The following is a 14,533-nucleotide window of genomic DNA, read 5'->3' on the forward strand; positions in this document are numbered from 1 at the left end:
CGTCGGGTACTGAGGACCGGCACCTCGCGGTTACGGTGATCGACAACGGGAATCGTGAGGGCAATTCCCGCTTCTTTCCCCTGCGAAGAAGGCTGGAAACAAATGAAAACGCGTATTGTCGGCGCCTGCCTTGCCGTAGGCGCCACGGTCGGTGCTGTCTTCGCACCGACCGCACAAGCCGTGCCGCAATTCGATCAGGCATTGGTTCAGGCCGCGGCGGTCGAGCTGGGTGTCTCGCCGGCCAAGGCCGCGCAGCGCCTCGACCTCGAGCAGCGCCTGTCCCGCAAGCTGGCCGACCTGCAGGCCAGTGGAGTTCCCACGGATGGCGCGTTCTTCGACAACAACGGCGCTCTCGTGGTGAACACTTCGGACTCGGCGAAGGTCAAGGCCGCCGGTCTGACCCCGCGCAGCGGTGTCAAGGGCGAGCGTGCGCTGACCACCCTGTCCGCGCAGGTCGAGCGGGCACTCGGCGCCGACATCAACCAGGTCCAGTCGTGGGGCCCGGACGTGGCGGCTGACCGCGTGGTCGTCACCGTCGAGCCGAACGCGAGCGAGGCGCTGGTCCGCAAGCTGTCCGCATTGGACGGTGTGGTCGTGGAGACCGGCGCGGAGCTGGTCAAGCACGCCGACGTGGTCCCCGGCCGGATCATGGACCTGCAGCCGGGCACCAACTGCTCGCTCGGCTTCAACGGCACCCGCAACGGCGCCAAGGTCATGCTGACCGCGGGCCACTGCGTCGAGGGCAACCCGGACATCCTTGACGCCAACGGAACCCACATCGGCAAGGGCGCGGGCACTCGCTTCCCGTCGGTGGACATGGGCATCGTGAACATCGACGCCGAGGACACCCAGCGGGCCTATGTGGACACCCGGATGGGCACAACGGTCCGGATCACCGGCGCCTCCAAGGCCCCGATCAACACCACGATCTGCAAGGCGGGCAACACCACCGGCTGGACCTGCGGCCGGATCACGCACTACAACCAGTCCGTCCGGTACTCCGGTGAGTCGACGACCACCACGGGGCTTGCCCGTGCCACGGTTTGCACCGAGGGCGGCGACAGCGGTGGTGCCTACATCTCCGGCAACACCGCGCAGGGCATGACCTCCGGTGGCCCGATCGGTGTGGACTGCGGGTGGAACCAGGGCGCGAACGCCACCGGCTCCTACTCGTTCTACCAGCCGGTCGTGGACGCGGCGAACTACTACGGAGTCACGCTGCTGACCTCGTGACGCCAGTCTGAGAAACAGAAAAGGGAGCGTGCCGACCCGGCACGCTCCCTTTCGCGTGAACTGGCGGACACGTACGCGCACCATCGATTAGGCTCCCGCGCTGTCGAAACAGGGGGCCAAGCGCGATGACAGTCGTTTTGTCCGCCCGGAAGCACTGGTGCCGCCCGGGCGAACCGATTCTGTTCATGTGGAACAGCAAACTGGACAAACCGAAGTTCGAGGTCGAAGGCCTCGAACCGAACGGTGATCCGAAGCGCAACGTGCTGACGAAGGCGGTCCGCGCGGTGGGGAAGGGCGCGCTCGCCGCGACCCTCTACACCGCCGACGCGATCATGTCCGCCGACAACAACTACAGCGACGACGGCAACGACAGGGACAATGGACCGGACTTCCTGGACATCCTGATCTTCGGGCCGGGCCCGGAGTGCATGGCGGTGCGAGCGGTGCAGCCGTGGCGCAAGAAGCAGTTGCCCGGCTGGGAGGACATCCGCGGCTCCTGGGTGCTGACTCCCCAGCGGCTGGCGTGGCTGGTGGAGTCCGAAGTCGTCCGAAAGCTGGCCAAGGTGGAGGAGAAGGGCAAGCCAGGGCTCACCGGCAACCTGGTCCGGGCGACCGCGGGAGTGGTCGTCGACGTCGCCACCGCCTTCGCCGACGAGTTCCCGGCAGGAAAGCCCGTCGAGTTCCCTGAGCTTGAGGCCGGAGTGGAGATTCCCTGGGAAGCCTTCCGGTCGGTCGACGTGCTCTTCGACCAGGCCCGGCCGCTCCCCGAGCATCAGCACTGCTACTTGCAGGTCGTCCTGGCGGACGGCTCGGGACTGCGGCTCAGCCTCGGACGCGGCCCGGTCGTCGCCGACTTGGCGCGCAAGTGGATCAGTGGGGGCTGAGGGTGGACGACAGCTTGTTCAAGCACAAAGTGGAGGGCCTGACCGAATCGGTGGACAAGACCGGCTGGCTGCGGGACGAGACCCTGCAGGCAGTTCGGCCGTACACCGGGCACTTCCTGGCTCTGGTCAACGGCGAGCAGATCGTGCCGCACAAGCCCGCCGAGGACGCGGAGCTGCCGAAGTCCGGGATGAAACCGCCGAAGTGGCCGCTGCCCAGTGAACTGGTCTCCAACAAGGAGTTCCAGCGTGACGAATGGGCGTACGACCCGTCCATCAACGGCCGCATCCTCACCGCTGACCTTGACCGGGACGCCGTGCGCTGTGCGAACCACCTCATCGCCGGGCACGGCAACGCTTTCCTCGTGTCGACCAACAGGCGGCTCGCGGTCGTGATCGAACAGCAGGACGTCGACGGCGTCTCCGCCATGACCCGCGTGGCTGGACTGTTCTCCAAGGACAAGGAAGCCAAGGAGGCTCGCAAGGAACTGGTGACGTGGTGGGAGATCGACCGATCACGCCTGCGCGCGGTGAACGCGGTGACCTACGGCCGCAACTTGAGCGATCTCCGTAGGTTCACCGCGTTCGTCTTCGCTGACGGATCAGTCCTTGAGATGCGCGCGCCGCACTAGGCAGCCGCTGGCTGGAGTTCGGCCTTACGGACCCGGGGCACGAGCAGCGCGGCGCCCGCCGCCACGATCGAGATCACCGCGAACGTCGCGAAACCGGTGGTGTACCCGGCTTCCAGTGGCAGGCCGGCGATCCCGAGCTGCGCGGTCACCAGGCTGCTCATCACCCCGGCGCCGATCGAGCCGCCGATCGTCCGGATGTTCGCGTTCATCCCGCTGGCCACGCTTGTCTGCGTCACCGGCACTGCTTCCACGACGAGGTTCGTCATGGTCGCGTACGCCAGGCCGATGCCAAGGCCCAGCAAACCTCCACCGACGGCTACTTCCCACGCCCGGTCGTGAGCGACCGCGAGGACGGCGCATGCGACCGCACTCAGCACGGATCCGGCAGCCAGTTGGGCACGGAAGCTGAAGAACGGAGCCATCCGTCCACTGAGGATGCCCACGATGAACATCGCAACGAGCATCGGCAGCATCAACAACCCGGCCTGGGAGACGCTCGCGCCGAAGCCGTAACCCTGGCTCGGCGGCGTTTGGGCGAGTTGCGGGATGAACGCCCACGCCGCGAACATCGCCGCGCCGAACAGGAACGCGACGGCGTTCGTCGTCCAGACCGCGGGCAGCCGCATCATCCGCATGTCGATCAGCGGGTTGGCCGAACGCATCTCGAGTCGGACCCACAACCCCAGCAGCACAACGGCAACGGCGAACAACGTCAGCACTGCGGGCGAACCCCAGCCCCAGGACGTGCCTTGGCTGACGCCCAGCAACAAGGCGACCAACCAGCCGGACAGCAACAAGGTCGCTGCCCAGTTGATCCGGCCTGGCGTACGCACAGGTGATTCGGGGACGAACCGGTGCGCGGCGAGCGCTGTCACGAGCACGGTCACCATCGGAAGCCAGAACAGCCAACGCATTCCGAGCGTGGAGACGATGGGACCGGCGAGGATGACGCCGAGTCCGCCGCCCGCGGCGATGATCGCCGACAGGGTGCTGATCGCGCCGGCCACCCGTGCACGGGGGAATTCGTCCCGGATGATGCCGTACGCCAGCGGGAACACCGCGCCACCGGCACCTTGGACGGCCCGGGCGAGGATGAGGAGCTCGATGGTCGGCGCAAGCGCGGCCAGCAGCAGGCCGACGGCCAGTGCTGTCAGCACCGCCACCAGCGTGCGGCGTTTGCCGACCATGTCGCCGACGCGGCCGAGCACCGGCGTGAAGATCGAGGCGGACAGCAGGTACGCGGTCAGGACCCAGGTCGCGGTGTTCTGTGAGGTGTGCAGCTCCTGCTGGATCGTCGGGAGCACCGGGGCGATCAGCGACTGCAGCAGCGAGAAGACGCCGGCGCCGATCGCCAGCACGACCATGGTTCTGCTCATAACTGTCACACTACTGCGACATTTATGCCGAGTAAAGCGACGCAGATGTGACGGAAGGCATGTCAGGTGTCACAGAGCTAGACTTGGCGGCGTGAGAGCTGACGCCTGTCGAAACCTCGACACCCTGCTGCAGACCGGTGCGAAAGTGCTGGCCAGGGACCCGTCGGCGTCGATAACCCAGATCGCTGCCGAAGCCGGGCTGGACCGCAGGACGGTCTACCGGCGCTTCGCCACCCGCGAGGCACTGCTCGTCGCCTTGTTCGAAGCCAAGCTCGACGAGGCCGAGCGGGTGCTCGACGAAGCCCGGCTGACCGAGGCGCCGATCGCGGTGGCGCTGCACCGCTACGTCGAGGGCATCGTGCCCGTGTCCCGGCAGTGGCCGTTGGACTTCTCCAGCCTGGAAAGCCCTGATCACGTTACCGAGAAGCGTCGCCAGCAACTGCGTGCCCGGCTCAGCGCCTTCGTCGACCGCGGCGTCGACGAAGGCTTCTTCCGTGCTGACGTGCCGAGGACGTGGGTCAGGAAGTTGCTGGACGACTTGGTGAAGCTCGCGGCGCACAGCAACCCGGAGATGGAACCGCCCAAGGCCGCCGACCTGGTCGTCGAGATACTCCTCAGGGGCGCGGGCAAGCAGTGATCATGCGGTGCCGTACGGCCTGACAGCCCGCGCGTCCCGCAGCGCGTGTGCCCACCACGCGAGCTGATCAAGCATGTCCTTCGCAGCGGTCTCGCACGGCATCGGGTCCTTGAGGGTGCCGTCCCTGTCGAACTTGCCGTGCACACCGGCGAAACTGACCGAGTCCCGGATCGTCACCGCGTGCAGCTCGGCGAAAACCTGACGCAGCTGCTCCACCGCGCGCACGCCGCCCGCGAACCCGCCGTATGACACGAATCCGACCGGCTTGGCGTGCCATTCGGCGTAGCAGAGGTCGATTGCGTGCTTCAGCGGCGCCGGATAGCCGTGGTTGTACTCCGGTGTCACGATGACGTACGCGTCCGCGGCCTTGATCCGTTCGGCGAACGCCCGGGCGTCCGGAGTCGGTGTGGCGTAATGGATCAGGTCGATCAGGTCGACATCCATGTCGGGGTGTTGCGAGGCCTGGGCCGCGATCCAGTTGGCAACGGTCGGGCCGAACCGGCCTTCCCTGATACTGCCTATGATCACTCCAAGCCGCAATGGGTCCGTCATGACGCCACCGCCAGTTCCGTCGCACGGCTTTTCCTGAGCAGCACGGGGACCAGCGCGATCGCCAGTGCCGTGCCAATGCCAGCCATCCACCACAGCACGGTGTTCATGCCGCTGGTGAAGCCCGGTTCGGCCAGCCGCCCGCCAGTACTGCCTGCCAGCACCGCACCGACCACGGCGATCGCGATCGTCTCGATCGCCAACCGGACTGTGTTGAACATGCCGGCTGCTGTGCCCGCGCGATCGGGATGCACGCTGCCGATCGCGACACCGTCGACAAGCCCGGTAGCCACCCCGAACCCCAGCCCGATCGTCAGCAGCGGGCCAGCCAACGTCGTGAGGGACGCATCGGGTTCGAGCACGGTCAACCAGCCTGCACCGATCGCGGCCAGTGCGACTGCCAGGACGACCACGGCCCGAGGCGTGATCCACTTGGTGATCACACTGCCCAGCATCGGCAGGATCAGCACGGGCCCAGTGAGCAGCAGGAGCGTGGCCCCGGCCGCGCCAGGGCTCATCCCGAGGACGTTGGTGAGGTACGAGGGCAGATAGACCACAAGGGGGAACGGGATCGACAAGATCGCCGCCCCGGCCAGTGAAAGACCGATGAACCGGGGATTGGTCAGCAAGCTCAGGTCGAACATCGGGTGCTGCTGGCGCCGTTCCACGGCGACGAACACCGCCATCAGCACCGCTGAACCGATGAACGCCGCCAGGATGACGGCCGAAGACCAGCCGGATTCTGGGCCTTCGATGAACGCGAACACCAGCAGCAGCAAGGAAAGCGTGAACGAAGTCGTCCCTGCCCAGTCGACTGAGCGCGATCCCGGCGCCCGTGATTCAGGCAGGGTCGGGGCGAGGAACAGGACGATGAGGACGGCGATGGCCGGTGCGCCGAACACCGCGCGCCAGCCCAGCCAGTCGATCAGCAACCCGGCGATGGTCGGGCCGAATGACAGCCCGATACCCAGCGTGGTGCCCAGCAACCCGAAGGCCCGGATCCGTGCGGGCCCGCCGAAGGCGGACGCCAGGATGGCCACGCCGCTGCTGGCCGCCGCCGCGCCGCCGACCCCGGCGATCAGCCGGAGAACATCAAGCAGGACAACGTTCCAAGCTGCCGCGCTGAGCGCACCGGCGACGGCGAACACGGCGACTCCCGCCGTGAATACCCGTCGTCTGCCTATCCGGTCGGCGAGGGAACCCGCGGCGAGCATGAAGCTGGCGAAGGTCGCGATGTAGCCGTTCACGATCCACTGCGTATCCGCGAGTCCCGCTCGCAGATCGGTGGCGATGCTGGGCAACGCCACCGACGCGGCGGCGACCGTGAGCGACAACGACAGAGTCGACAGCAGAACAGCGGTCAGGATGAGGAATCGTCTCGGTTGCACGGTGACCACCGTGCAACCTCAAGTAATGTTGAGGTCAACCCCCGAGGATCGTCGTGACGGCGTCCACCGTGGCAGGAGCGTTTTCCCTGCCCAGGGCACGGATGATCGGCCCGGCGATGGCGTCGAGCTCGAGGGCGCGGCCGTCGACGAAGTCCTTGAGCATCGAGGACCGGAACGTGGACGGCATGCCTCGCAGACGCGTCTCGATCGCGTCGGCGTCCACGTCCGCGCCCTGGCTCTTGGCTGCCGCCGCGGCCTCCTGGATCAGTGGCCGCAACCATTCCCCACGCTTCTCGAGGGCTTCGCCAAGCGGCGCGTTGGCCGCCGTGGTGAGCAGGGCGAACGGTGCCAGGAAGACTGCCTTTCGCCACAGGACAGTGGTTTCCTCCGGGTGGGTCGCCACGTCGAAGGACGCCTTGGCCAGCAGTTCGGCTACGTCATTGCCTTCGGTGACGGTCACGTTGGTCATCGGCGAGACCTGCTCGACCACACCGGGGCGGTGCCGCGTGGCTTCGACCGCGATGGTCGCACCGACGACGTCCGCCTCCGGATAGGTGGCCCGCAGCAACGACATGTGGTCGACGCCGTTCAGAAACGGGACAACCGTGGCGTTTCCGAGCGTCTTCGCGGGGATCCGCTGCAGCGCCGGGAGCAGGTCGGTTGCCTTAACGGCGACGAACAGCACGTCGACCGGCTCTGTCAGGTACGCCCGTGCTGCTGGATACGAGACGACCTCGGGCATCCCGGGTGCGGTGAAACGCAGCCCTCGCGCCGTGATCTCGGCCGCCGTGCGCTCGCTGGCGACGATTGTCACGTCGTGCCCGGCCGCTGCCAGCCTGGCCGCGACCAGCCCGCCGATCCCGCCCGGTCCCAGAACCCCGATCATCTGACCTCCTGTGGCTTCCATGATGGAAGTCATCTTGCTACAGTGACTTCCACAATGGAAGTCATAGGGGTGTAGTCATGCGCCACAAAAGCTTCGCCGCCATGGAGTGCCCGACGGCGCGCACACTGGACCAGGTGGGGGAGTGGTGGAGCCTGCTGGTCATCCGGGACGCGTTGCACGGCCTGACCCGGTTCGACGAGTTCCAGCAGAGCATGGGCATCTCGCCCAACTCACTGACCCGTCGCCTCAAAGAGTTGTGCGACAACGGTTTGCTTGAGCGCCGGGCGTATCAGGACAACCCGCCGCGCTACGAGTACCGGCTGACCGAGCGCGGCCGTGACCTTCAGCCCGTCGTCGAGGCCATTGCGGCGTGGGGCCGCAAACACGTGACGAGCGGGAAAGGCGCGGTCCGCCTGGTTGACACGGAGACTGGCGAACTGGCCGATCCCGTTCTCGTCGACCGGAAATCCGGCAAAGAAGTCGACCTCGAAAACTTCCATTACACGGCAACAAAAACCGCGCACAGCACCAAGCAGGCCAGGCTGCCCGGCGCGTGAGTCACTCGCACCCGATGCCGTTCTTGTTGTCGTCGAGGCCGTAGACGTCCTTGCCGATGACGCGAATCGGGCCGTCGACGTACTCGGGGCCGTTTCCGCTACCACCCTTGCAGTCGACATCCCTGGCAACGGGCACGCACGGTTCGTAGTTCGGGTGGCAATTCTGCGCGGGCTCTTCCGGCACGGGAGGTGGTGGTGGGGCTTGCTTTGTCGTAGTGGACTTCTTTGTCGTCGGTGTTGCGGGCGGTGGCGGCGGTGGTGGGGGAGGAGCCGCCGGAACGGCGGATGATGTCGTGGTCGCGGTGGTCGTTGTCGTCGTCGTGGTGGTGGCCGGCGGCGCGGATGCCACATCGGCGACGGGCGCGGTCGATCCGGAAGTGGGCTTCTCGTCGGTCGAATTGATCAGACCGACCAGGAACAAGAACCCGGCGACAGCGGCCGCAATCCACACCGGCCGCTTTTTGTTACGTGGTTTCTTTTCGTGTGCCTGTGCAGGAGCGGACGCCACAGGCCGGGCCAATGGAATGGGTACGTGGCTTTCGACCTTGGGCATCCGCAAACTGACCTCGATACCGCGCTTGCCAATGTATACAAGCGCTTGGCAACCAGGTTGGTGGCCGCGCGCGGTGATCTCGGTCAGGAGGTCTTGGTAACGTTCCGACATCGCGTATGTCAATTCACCGACACGCATCCCGTCGAGCCGGACCTCGACGGCACGTTCACCGCGATATTTTCCCGTTTCGATCGTGCACCAGGCGAGTTCGGCGGCCACTTGGCGTGCGACACCCGCAGCGACCGGATATCGGCCAAGCGCCTGCTGATGCTGCTCCTCGCGGGTGACGGTCACCGTTACCTCGGCCGGAAGCATGAAAAGACCGGTCATCAAATCTCCTGGCTGCCGTCGGACACGTAACCCATCGGGAGGATCGACACTTCGTTACCTGTCCACAAAGGATCGATTTGACCAGCGGCGGCGAGCCGGGAATCTGCCACGTTCGGGCCATAGCGCTTTGTCGGGAAATCGCTGACACTGTGCGAAGAGCACAACGGGAGGTGCGATGACGAGCTCCACCCAACCCAAATCGATGAATCAGGAAGCCAAGCGCGTCGCGGTCGCGAGCGCGATTGGTACGACGATCGAGTGGTACGACTTCTTCATCTACGGCACGGCGGCAGCGTTGGTGTTCGCGCCGCAGTTCTTCCCCCAGGTCTCGGAGTTGACCGGGACGCTGGCTTCGTTCGCGACGTTCGCCATCGGGTTCATCGCGCGTCCGCTTGGCGGAATCGTGATGGGACATTTCGGCGACCGGATCGGCCGGAAATCGATGTTGGTCTGGTCGCTCATGTTGATGGGCATCGGCACGGTCGTCATCGGCCTGCTGCCGACGTACGCGCAAATCGGTGTGTGGGCGCCGATCCTGCTCGTGCTGATGCGCTGTGTGCAGGGCTTCGGGCTCGGCGGTGAATGGGGCGGCGCGGTGCTGATGTCAGTCGAGCACGCACCGGACAAACGCCGTGGATTCTTCGGTGGGTTCGTGGCATTCGGGCTGCCGACCGGGATCGTGCTGTCGAACCTGGTGTTCCTGATCGTCACCAGCCTGGTGACCCCGTCGGAGTTCACCGACTGGGCGTGGCGGGTTCCGTTCCTGTTCGGGGCGTTGCTGGTGGTGGTCGGCCTGTTCATCCGGTTGCGGATCGCCGAAAGCCCGGTCTTCGAACGGCTGGAGCAGCACCGCCGCGTGCCGATCGTCGACGTGCTGCGCACGGATCTGCGCAAGGTGCTGCTGGCCGCGGGCAGTTACGTCGGCATGAGCGGAATCGGGTACATCGTCATCGTCTACTTCGTCTCGTACGCCAACCGCCAACTCGGGATACCCACGCCGACTGTGTTGACGATGCTGATCTTCGCGTCGGTGGCGTTCGCGATCGGGGTGGTGTTCTTCGCGCGGCTGTCCGACCGGATAGGCAGACGGAAGGTGATGGTGTGGGGCTGCGCCGCACACGCGGTCTGGGCGCTGATCTTCTTCCCGTTGGCTGACACGAAATCCATCCCGCTGATCGCGATCGACCTGATCATGATTCTGGCGTTGCAGTCGGCGTATATCGGGCCGCAACCGGCCATGTTCGCCGAGCTGTTCTCCACAGGAATGCGCTACAGCGGTGCTTCGCTCAGCCTCACGCTTGGCACGATCCTCGGTGGCGCCGTGACGCCGCTGATCGCCACGGCGCTCTACGGGGCCACGGGTTCTTCGTGGTCGATCGCGGCCTATGTGTTCCTGATATCTCTGATCACGCTCGGCTGCCAGCTGGCATTGAAGGAGACGTACGAGAAAGCTCTTTGACGAGCAGGCTGCGGCCTTGCCCTGTGATGGCAAGGCCGCGGCGCCTACTGGGTCCGCGACGCCTTGCGCCGGCGACTCACCACGAGCCAGCCCGTCACCAGCAGGGCGGCCACCGTGAAGCACATCCACAGGAACGCCCAGTCGGTGAGGATGTTGCTGCCTTCCGTCCGCTCCGCCGGGCCGAAGATCAGCATCAACGCCACGAAGCCCGCGGCGGGCACCAAGGACCTGAAGCCCGGCAAGCCGACCGCGATGATGGCGATCGGGATCGCGAAGGCCAACGCCACACCGGTCGCGGTGGGCTCGTCACCGCTCTTGACGTATCCGACCACACCGGCGGCCAGAGCGCCGGCCAGGATGCTGAGCAGTCGCTTCATGGCATGCAGGTGCCCACCGCGCCGGGGTGTTCAAACCAGTCGCGCGTGGATGTCTCGCAATGCCGCGTACGTGTCGCGGTATACCGAGTAGAGCGTGTCCATCGACTTGGTCGGCGAGAACACGGAGTCCACCGAGACCGTCGCCGCGGCGGCTTCCGCGACCGACGGATAGACCCCTGCGCCGACCGCGCCCAGCAATGCCGCGCCGAGCGTGCCGCTGTCGTGGACACGCAAGCGCTCGACAGGGCGTCCCAGTACGTCCGCGAAGATCTGCGCCCACAAAGGACTCCGCGCGCCACCACCCGAGAAGGTCAGAGACTCCACCGTGAACCCGCACGCCTGCTCGACGACCTCAAGCACATGCCTGCCCGACATGGCTACGCCTTCCAGCACCGCACGGGACATGTCCGCCTGCGAAGTGGACGACTGAAGTCCCAGAAACGTTGCCCGCACTGAGGAATCCCATAGCGGTGCGCGTTCACCAGCCAAGTACGGCGTGAAAACCACGCCTGAGGAACCCGAAGCGGCGGACTCGAACACAGCGGGGATGTCCAGGCCGCTCACCTGGCTCCACCACCGCACCGCGTCACCTGCGGCCTGCGTCGGCCCCGCATGCACCAGAACCCCGTCATACGGCGGAAAAGTGACAATGCCCGGTGCGGCGCCGGAAGTGGAAGCACCGGCGACAACAAGCGAAGTCCCGCACAACACCATGCCCCGACGCCCGGACCAGGGCAGCCCGGTACCCAGCACCGAGCCGAAGGCGTCCATCGTGCCGACTTGCTCAGGCGGCAGCATTGGCGGCAGACGGTCGCTGAGGCCGTCGACCAGAGCGACGGCCTCGGGGATGTAGCCCGACGGCCCGGCGATACGGACCGACGACAACAAATCCGTGGCCACCCGGCCGGTCAGCTGGGCGGCGATGAAATCCTTGGGGCTCAGCACCCACCGCGTGGCGTCCCAGCGGGACGGTGCGGTCGAGGCGAGCCATTGCGCGCGAGCCGGGAGGAATGACGCATCCAGGACGATCGGCGCGCCCCAGATGCGTGTCTTGTCCTCAGCGCTGAACTGTGCGTCGAACGTGGCCGCGATTGACGCACAGCGCTGGTCCTGCCAGATGATCGCCGGAGCCAGCGGCTTGACTGCCGCGTCGACGAACACGTGCGTGTTCACCTGGCTGACGATCCCGATCGACCGGATCTCGCCTTGCGGCAGGGCGGCGAGGCCCGCTTGCGTCCCGCGCCACCAGTCGAGCGGGTCCTGCTCCGCCCAGCCCGGTTTCGGCCTGCTGATCGGGTACGGCACGCTGTGTGTGTGCACCAGCGTGCCGTCCACTGTGAACGCGGCGACCTTGACTGCCGTTGTCCCGACGTCGATACCCACGATCAACTCAGCCACAGCCCGACAGTACCTACACGCGCGACCCTGACCAGATCGACCTCAGGCCACGCAGGAAAGGCCACGGCATCGGTTGCCCCGGCAGGCTGATCCATGCCCGCGCGGTCGTCTCCTTCACCGACACGCGCACCTCGCGGAAATCCGTCGGGTTGGTGATCCCGCTGTGCCGGACCACCTCGCTGTAGAACCAGTCCGATGTGATCAGCGCCAGCACACCCGGTGAACGGGCCAGGGTGTCCTTCAGCGGCTGGGAGCTCAGCAGCCGGAACGCGTGCATGATCGCCGCGCCGGTCGAGCCGCTGTCGTCCAGCTCCACTTCGCCCGCGTGCATCGCCATCCGCAGGCGGATCTGCTCTGCCTTCGGATGCGACGAGTTGTGCTCGTTCAGCGCCGCCACCAGCTCCAGCGGCACGTAGTCGATGAACAGGGATTTCGGTACTTCGGCTGGCACGAGCACGAAGACGCCGTCACCGCGGTCTTCCACGGCGCAGCGGTCCGGATCGACCCCAGCGTGGCGGAAGGCCCGCCGCCACGCGTGTTTCAGGCCTTCCCGGACGACGATCTGGTTCTTGTTGGTCCGGCTGTGATCGCCGAACGCTTCCACATCGACCAGGAAGATGGTGCGATGCGCGGCAGGTGGTCTCGCCATGCCGGTTGTTCCCCTCGGCTTTTGGTTGTGGTCAGGCGGTTTTCTCGTAGTGCCAGACAGGTTCGGTCGGCCACCGCCGTAGGTCGGCCAGTGTCGGCACGGGCAGCGGGGATCGCCCCGTCTGCCGGGCGGCGTGCACGAACGCCGCCAGTCTTGTCCGGAGTCTCGCGGCATTGGCCGCGGTCAGATCGATCTCGTAGGTGGCCCCGTCGAGGGCGAACGTGACCCGGTGCACGTCGGGTGCGGCGGTGCCGTCCATGTCGTCGATGAGCAGGAAACGGACTCGAATGGCCATTGTGGACTCCCCTATCGCAGCATCGGCTTGACGTCGAGCCGTCGGTTGATCACGGCGAACTGCAGCATCAGGTCGGCCACCCGCTGGATCTGGCCGGCATCCAGATCCTTCGGGAACTGCGCGATCCGGACGTGCTTGGCGGTGTCGGCGTCGATGCCCAGGTACTTCACCAGCAGGGGCTCGAGCACCTCGCGGTCGGACACGTCGTCGATGCCGTGCCGCAGCGCGCGGACGAACCTGTCGACGGCGTTCGGGGTCTCGTCGGTCTGGCTACGCGCGACATATCCCGACAGCGGGATCCGCGCGGTCGCGCCGAGCGCGACGTCGAGAATAGGCAACGCGTTGAAAGCCCTGTTGTTCAACTGGATGTACGGTTCGACGATCACGCCGCCGTCCACGTCGCCACGCTGGATGGCCGGGCCGATCTCCGGCATCGGCAGCTGCACCCACTGGATCTTGGAGGTGTCCACGTTGCGGGCCCGCAGTTCCGACATGGCGCCGAGGTCGGAGATCGATCCGACACTCGTCACCGCGATCCTTTTGCCCGCGACGTCTTCCGCCTTGCCGATCGGACCGCCCGGTTTGGACACCAGCATCAGGTGACTGGTGTCCGCTGTGTACGCGGGCGCGATGATCTTCAGGTCGGCGTGCCGCTCGCTCTGCGCCTTCAGCACACCGGGATAGCTGGTGAACGCGATGTCCAGCCGGCCGGCGGTCAGGTTCTCGATCGCCGCGGGGCCGCTGTCGGCGACCACCATGTCGACCGAAAGCCCTTCGTCGGCGAAGTATCCGGCGTCCAACGCGCGGTAGAACGGTGCGACGTCGACAACGGGCAGCACGGCGACCCTGATCTTGGTCAGCCCGGTGGCGCTGCCATCGGTCCCCGGCCGGGTCATGAAGACGCCGACGACTCCGATCAGCACCACGACGACCACGATGATGCCCGCCTGCACCGTTTTCGGGATCCGGTGCAACCGGTTCATCAGTGATTTCGGCTCGGCCCTGCGTAGTTGCCGCCGTGTCGGCATCGCGTGCCGTGGCGAGCGGCGGCCGGGCTTGGCTTCGGTGAGGACGGTGTACTGCCTGGGTTTGTGGCCTTGCGGCCGGGGTTCGGGCGGATCGGGAGGATCCATCCGGTGCATGGCGTCGACGAGTTCGATCAGCAGTCGCGCCCGGTGGTCAGGGTCCATTCCCGGCGGCAGTTCCGCGTTGGCCGCCTGGCGCAGCTCTGCGAACCATTGGTCGACATCGCGGGGACCGACGAGCCGCTCATGGCGGTCCGATCGCGACCGCGTCCGACGAAACATCCTAAAGACCCTTTCGTTGTACGAGC

Annotated in this window: 17 protein-coding genes; 7 read left to right on the plus strand and 10 right to left on the minus strand. The window is 66.3% G+C overall.

All coding sequences use genetic code 11. The annotated features are described in order from the left end of the window. The first annotated feature begins 102 nt into the window (after positions 1-102). The 3 genes from B9C43_RS01780 (at position 103) to B9C43_RS01790 (ending at position 2,746) form a co-directional block, all read left to right on the plus strand. A complete protein-coding gene (locus B9C43_RS01780) occupies positions 103-1,233 on the plus strand; it encodes a S1 family peptidase (protein WP_084424296.1) in 1,131 nt (376 codons plus the stop codon). Between the two features lie 125 nt (positions 1,234-1,358). After that, positions 1,359-2,117 carry a hypothetical protein gene (locus tag B9C43_RS01785; protein ID WP_084424297.1) on the plus strand — a complete coding sequence of 253 codons (759 nt, stop codon included), beginning with the start codon at positions 1,359-1,361 and terminating at the stop codon, positions 2,115-2,117. A gap of 2 nt (positions 2,118-2,119) precedes the next feature. Next, a complete protein-coding gene (locus B9C43_RS01790; RefSeq protein WP_084424298.1) occupies positions 2,120-2,746 on the plus strand; it encodes a hypothetical protein in 627 nt (208 codons plus the stop codon). On the opposite strand, the gene B9C43_RS01795 is transcribed toward B9C43_RS01790, so the two are convergent. Next, positions 2,743-4,122, minus strand: a complete 1,380-nt coding sequence (locus B9C43_RS01795; RefSeq protein WP_084424299.1) for an MFS transporter — start codon at positions 4,120-4,122, stop codon at positions 2,743-2,745. The two genes, B9C43_RS01790 and B9C43_RS01795, sit on opposite strands and share 4 nt — an antisense overlap. A gap of 91 nt (positions 4,123-4,213) precedes the next feature. Here B9C43_RS01795 and B9C43_RS01800 point away from each other — a divergent pair, with 91 nt between their 5' ends. Next, positions 4,214-4,759 (plus strand): TetR/AcrR family transcriptional regulator, encoded by a 546-nt coding sequence (locus tag B9C43_RS01800; protein WP_033390493.1) that lies wholly within the window; start codon positions 4,214-4,216, stop codon positions 4,757-4,759. On the opposite strand, the gene B9C43_RS01805 is transcribed toward B9C43_RS01800, so the two are convergent. Genes B9C43_RS01805 through B9C43_RS01815 form a run of 3 tightly spaced genes read right to left on the minus strand, consistent with a single transcriptional unit; the run spans position 4,760 to position 7,582 of the window. Next, positions 4,760-5,311 (minus strand): NADPH-dependent FMN reductase, encoded by a 552-nt coding sequence (locus tag B9C43_RS01805; RefSeq protein ID WP_084424300.1) that lies wholly within the window; start codon positions 5,309-5,311, stop codon positions 4,760-4,762. Next, the gene (locus tag B9C43_RS01810) at positions 5,308-6,696 is read right to left on the minus strand and encodes an MFS transporter (protein ID WP_084425529.1); all 1,389 of its coding nucleotides are present in this window, start codon (positions 6,694-6,696) and stop codon (positions 5,308-5,310) included. Before B9C43_RS01810 ends, B9C43_RS01805 begins: the two co-directional genes overlap by 4 nt. 34 nt (positions 6,697-6,730) lie before the next feature. Next, entirely contained in the window at positions 6,731-7,582 is an 852-nt protein-coding gene (locus B9C43_RS01815; protein WP_160096245.1) for a ketopantoate reductase family protein, read from the minus strand. Between the two features lie 77 nt (positions 7,583-7,659). Here B9C43_RS01815 and B9C43_RS01820 point away from each other — a divergent pair, with 77 nt between their 5' ends. Continuing rightward, positions 7,660-8,139: a winged helix-turn-helix transcriptional regulator gene (locus B9C43_RS01820; protein WP_084424302.1), complete on the plus strand. Its 480-nt coding sequence runs from the start codon at positions 7,660-7,662 to the stop codon at positions 8,137-8,139. Position 8,140: 1 nt separating this feature from the next. Here B9C43_RS01820 and B9C43_RS57400 read toward each other — a convergent pair whose 3' ends face one another. Then, a complete protein-coding gene (locus B9C43_RS57400; protein ID WP_200825398.1) occupies positions 8,141-8,590 on the minus strand; it encodes a hypothetical protein in 450 nt (149 codons plus the stop codon). 81 nt (positions 8,591-8,671) lie between these two features. Here B9C43_RS57400 and B9C43_RS55360 point away from each other — a divergent pair, with 81 nt between their 5' ends. Next, positions 8,672-9,052 carry a hypothetical protein gene (locus tag B9C43_RS55360; RefSeq protein ID WP_143446026.1) on the plus strand — a complete coding sequence of 127 codons (381 nt, stop codon included), beginning with the start codon at positions 8,672-8,674 and terminating at the stop codon, positions 9,050-9,052. Between the two features lie 145 nt (positions 9,053-9,197). Next, complete coding sequence (locus B9C43_RS01830) at positions 9,198-10,481, plus strand: MFS transporter (protein WP_033390496.1); 1,284 nt, start codon at positions 9,198-9,200, stop codon at positions 10,479-10,481. A gap of 44 nt (positions 10,482-10,525) precedes the next feature. On the opposite strand, the gene B9C43_RS01835 is transcribed toward B9C43_RS01830, so the two are convergent. Genes B9C43_RS01835 through B9C43_RS01855 form a run of 5 tightly spaced genes read right to left on the minus strand, consistent with a single transcriptional unit; the run spans position 10,526 to position 14,507 of the window. After that, the gene (locus tag B9C43_RS01835; protein WP_033390497.1) at positions 10,526-10,858 is read right to left on the minus strand and encodes a hypothetical protein; all 333 of its coding nucleotides are present in this window, start codon (positions 10,856-10,858) and stop codon (positions 10,526-10,528) included. A gap of 30 nt (positions 10,859-10,888) precedes the next feature. Further along, positions 10,889-12,256: a xylulokinase gene (locus tag B9C43_RS01840; protein WP_200825399.1), complete on the minus strand. Its 1,368-nt coding sequence runs from the start codon at positions 12,254-12,256 to the stop codon at positions 10,889-10,891. Between the two features lie 13 nt (positions 12,257-12,269). Further along, positions 12,270-12,905: a hypothetical protein gene (locus B9C43_RS01845; RefSeq protein ID WP_051897148.1), complete on the minus strand. Its 636-nt coding sequence runs from the start codon at positions 12,903-12,905 to the stop codon at positions 12,270-12,272. A 31-nt stretch (positions 12,906-12,936) separates the two neighbouring features. Continuing rightward, complete coding sequence (locus tag B9C43_RS01850) at positions 12,937-13,200, minus strand: Lsr2 dimerization domain-containing protein (protein WP_033390498.1); 264 nt, start codon at positions 13,198-13,200, stop codon at positions 12,937-12,939. Between the two features lie 11 nt (positions 13,201-13,211). Continuing rightward, positions 13,212-14,507: an ABC transporter substrate-binding protein gene (locus B9C43_RS01855; RefSeq protein ID WP_084424303.1), complete on the minus strand. Its 1,296-nt coding sequence runs from the start codon at positions 14,505-14,507 to the stop codon at positions 13,212-13,214. Positions 14,508-14,533: the final 26 nt, after the last annotated feature.

Origin of the sequence: Kibdelosporangium aridum (assembly GCF_900176515.1) — a bacterium.
GTDB classification, from domain to species: domain Bacteria; phylum Actinomycetota; class Actinomycetes; order Mycobacteriales; family Pseudonocardiaceae; genus Kibdelosporangium; species Kibdelosporangium aridum.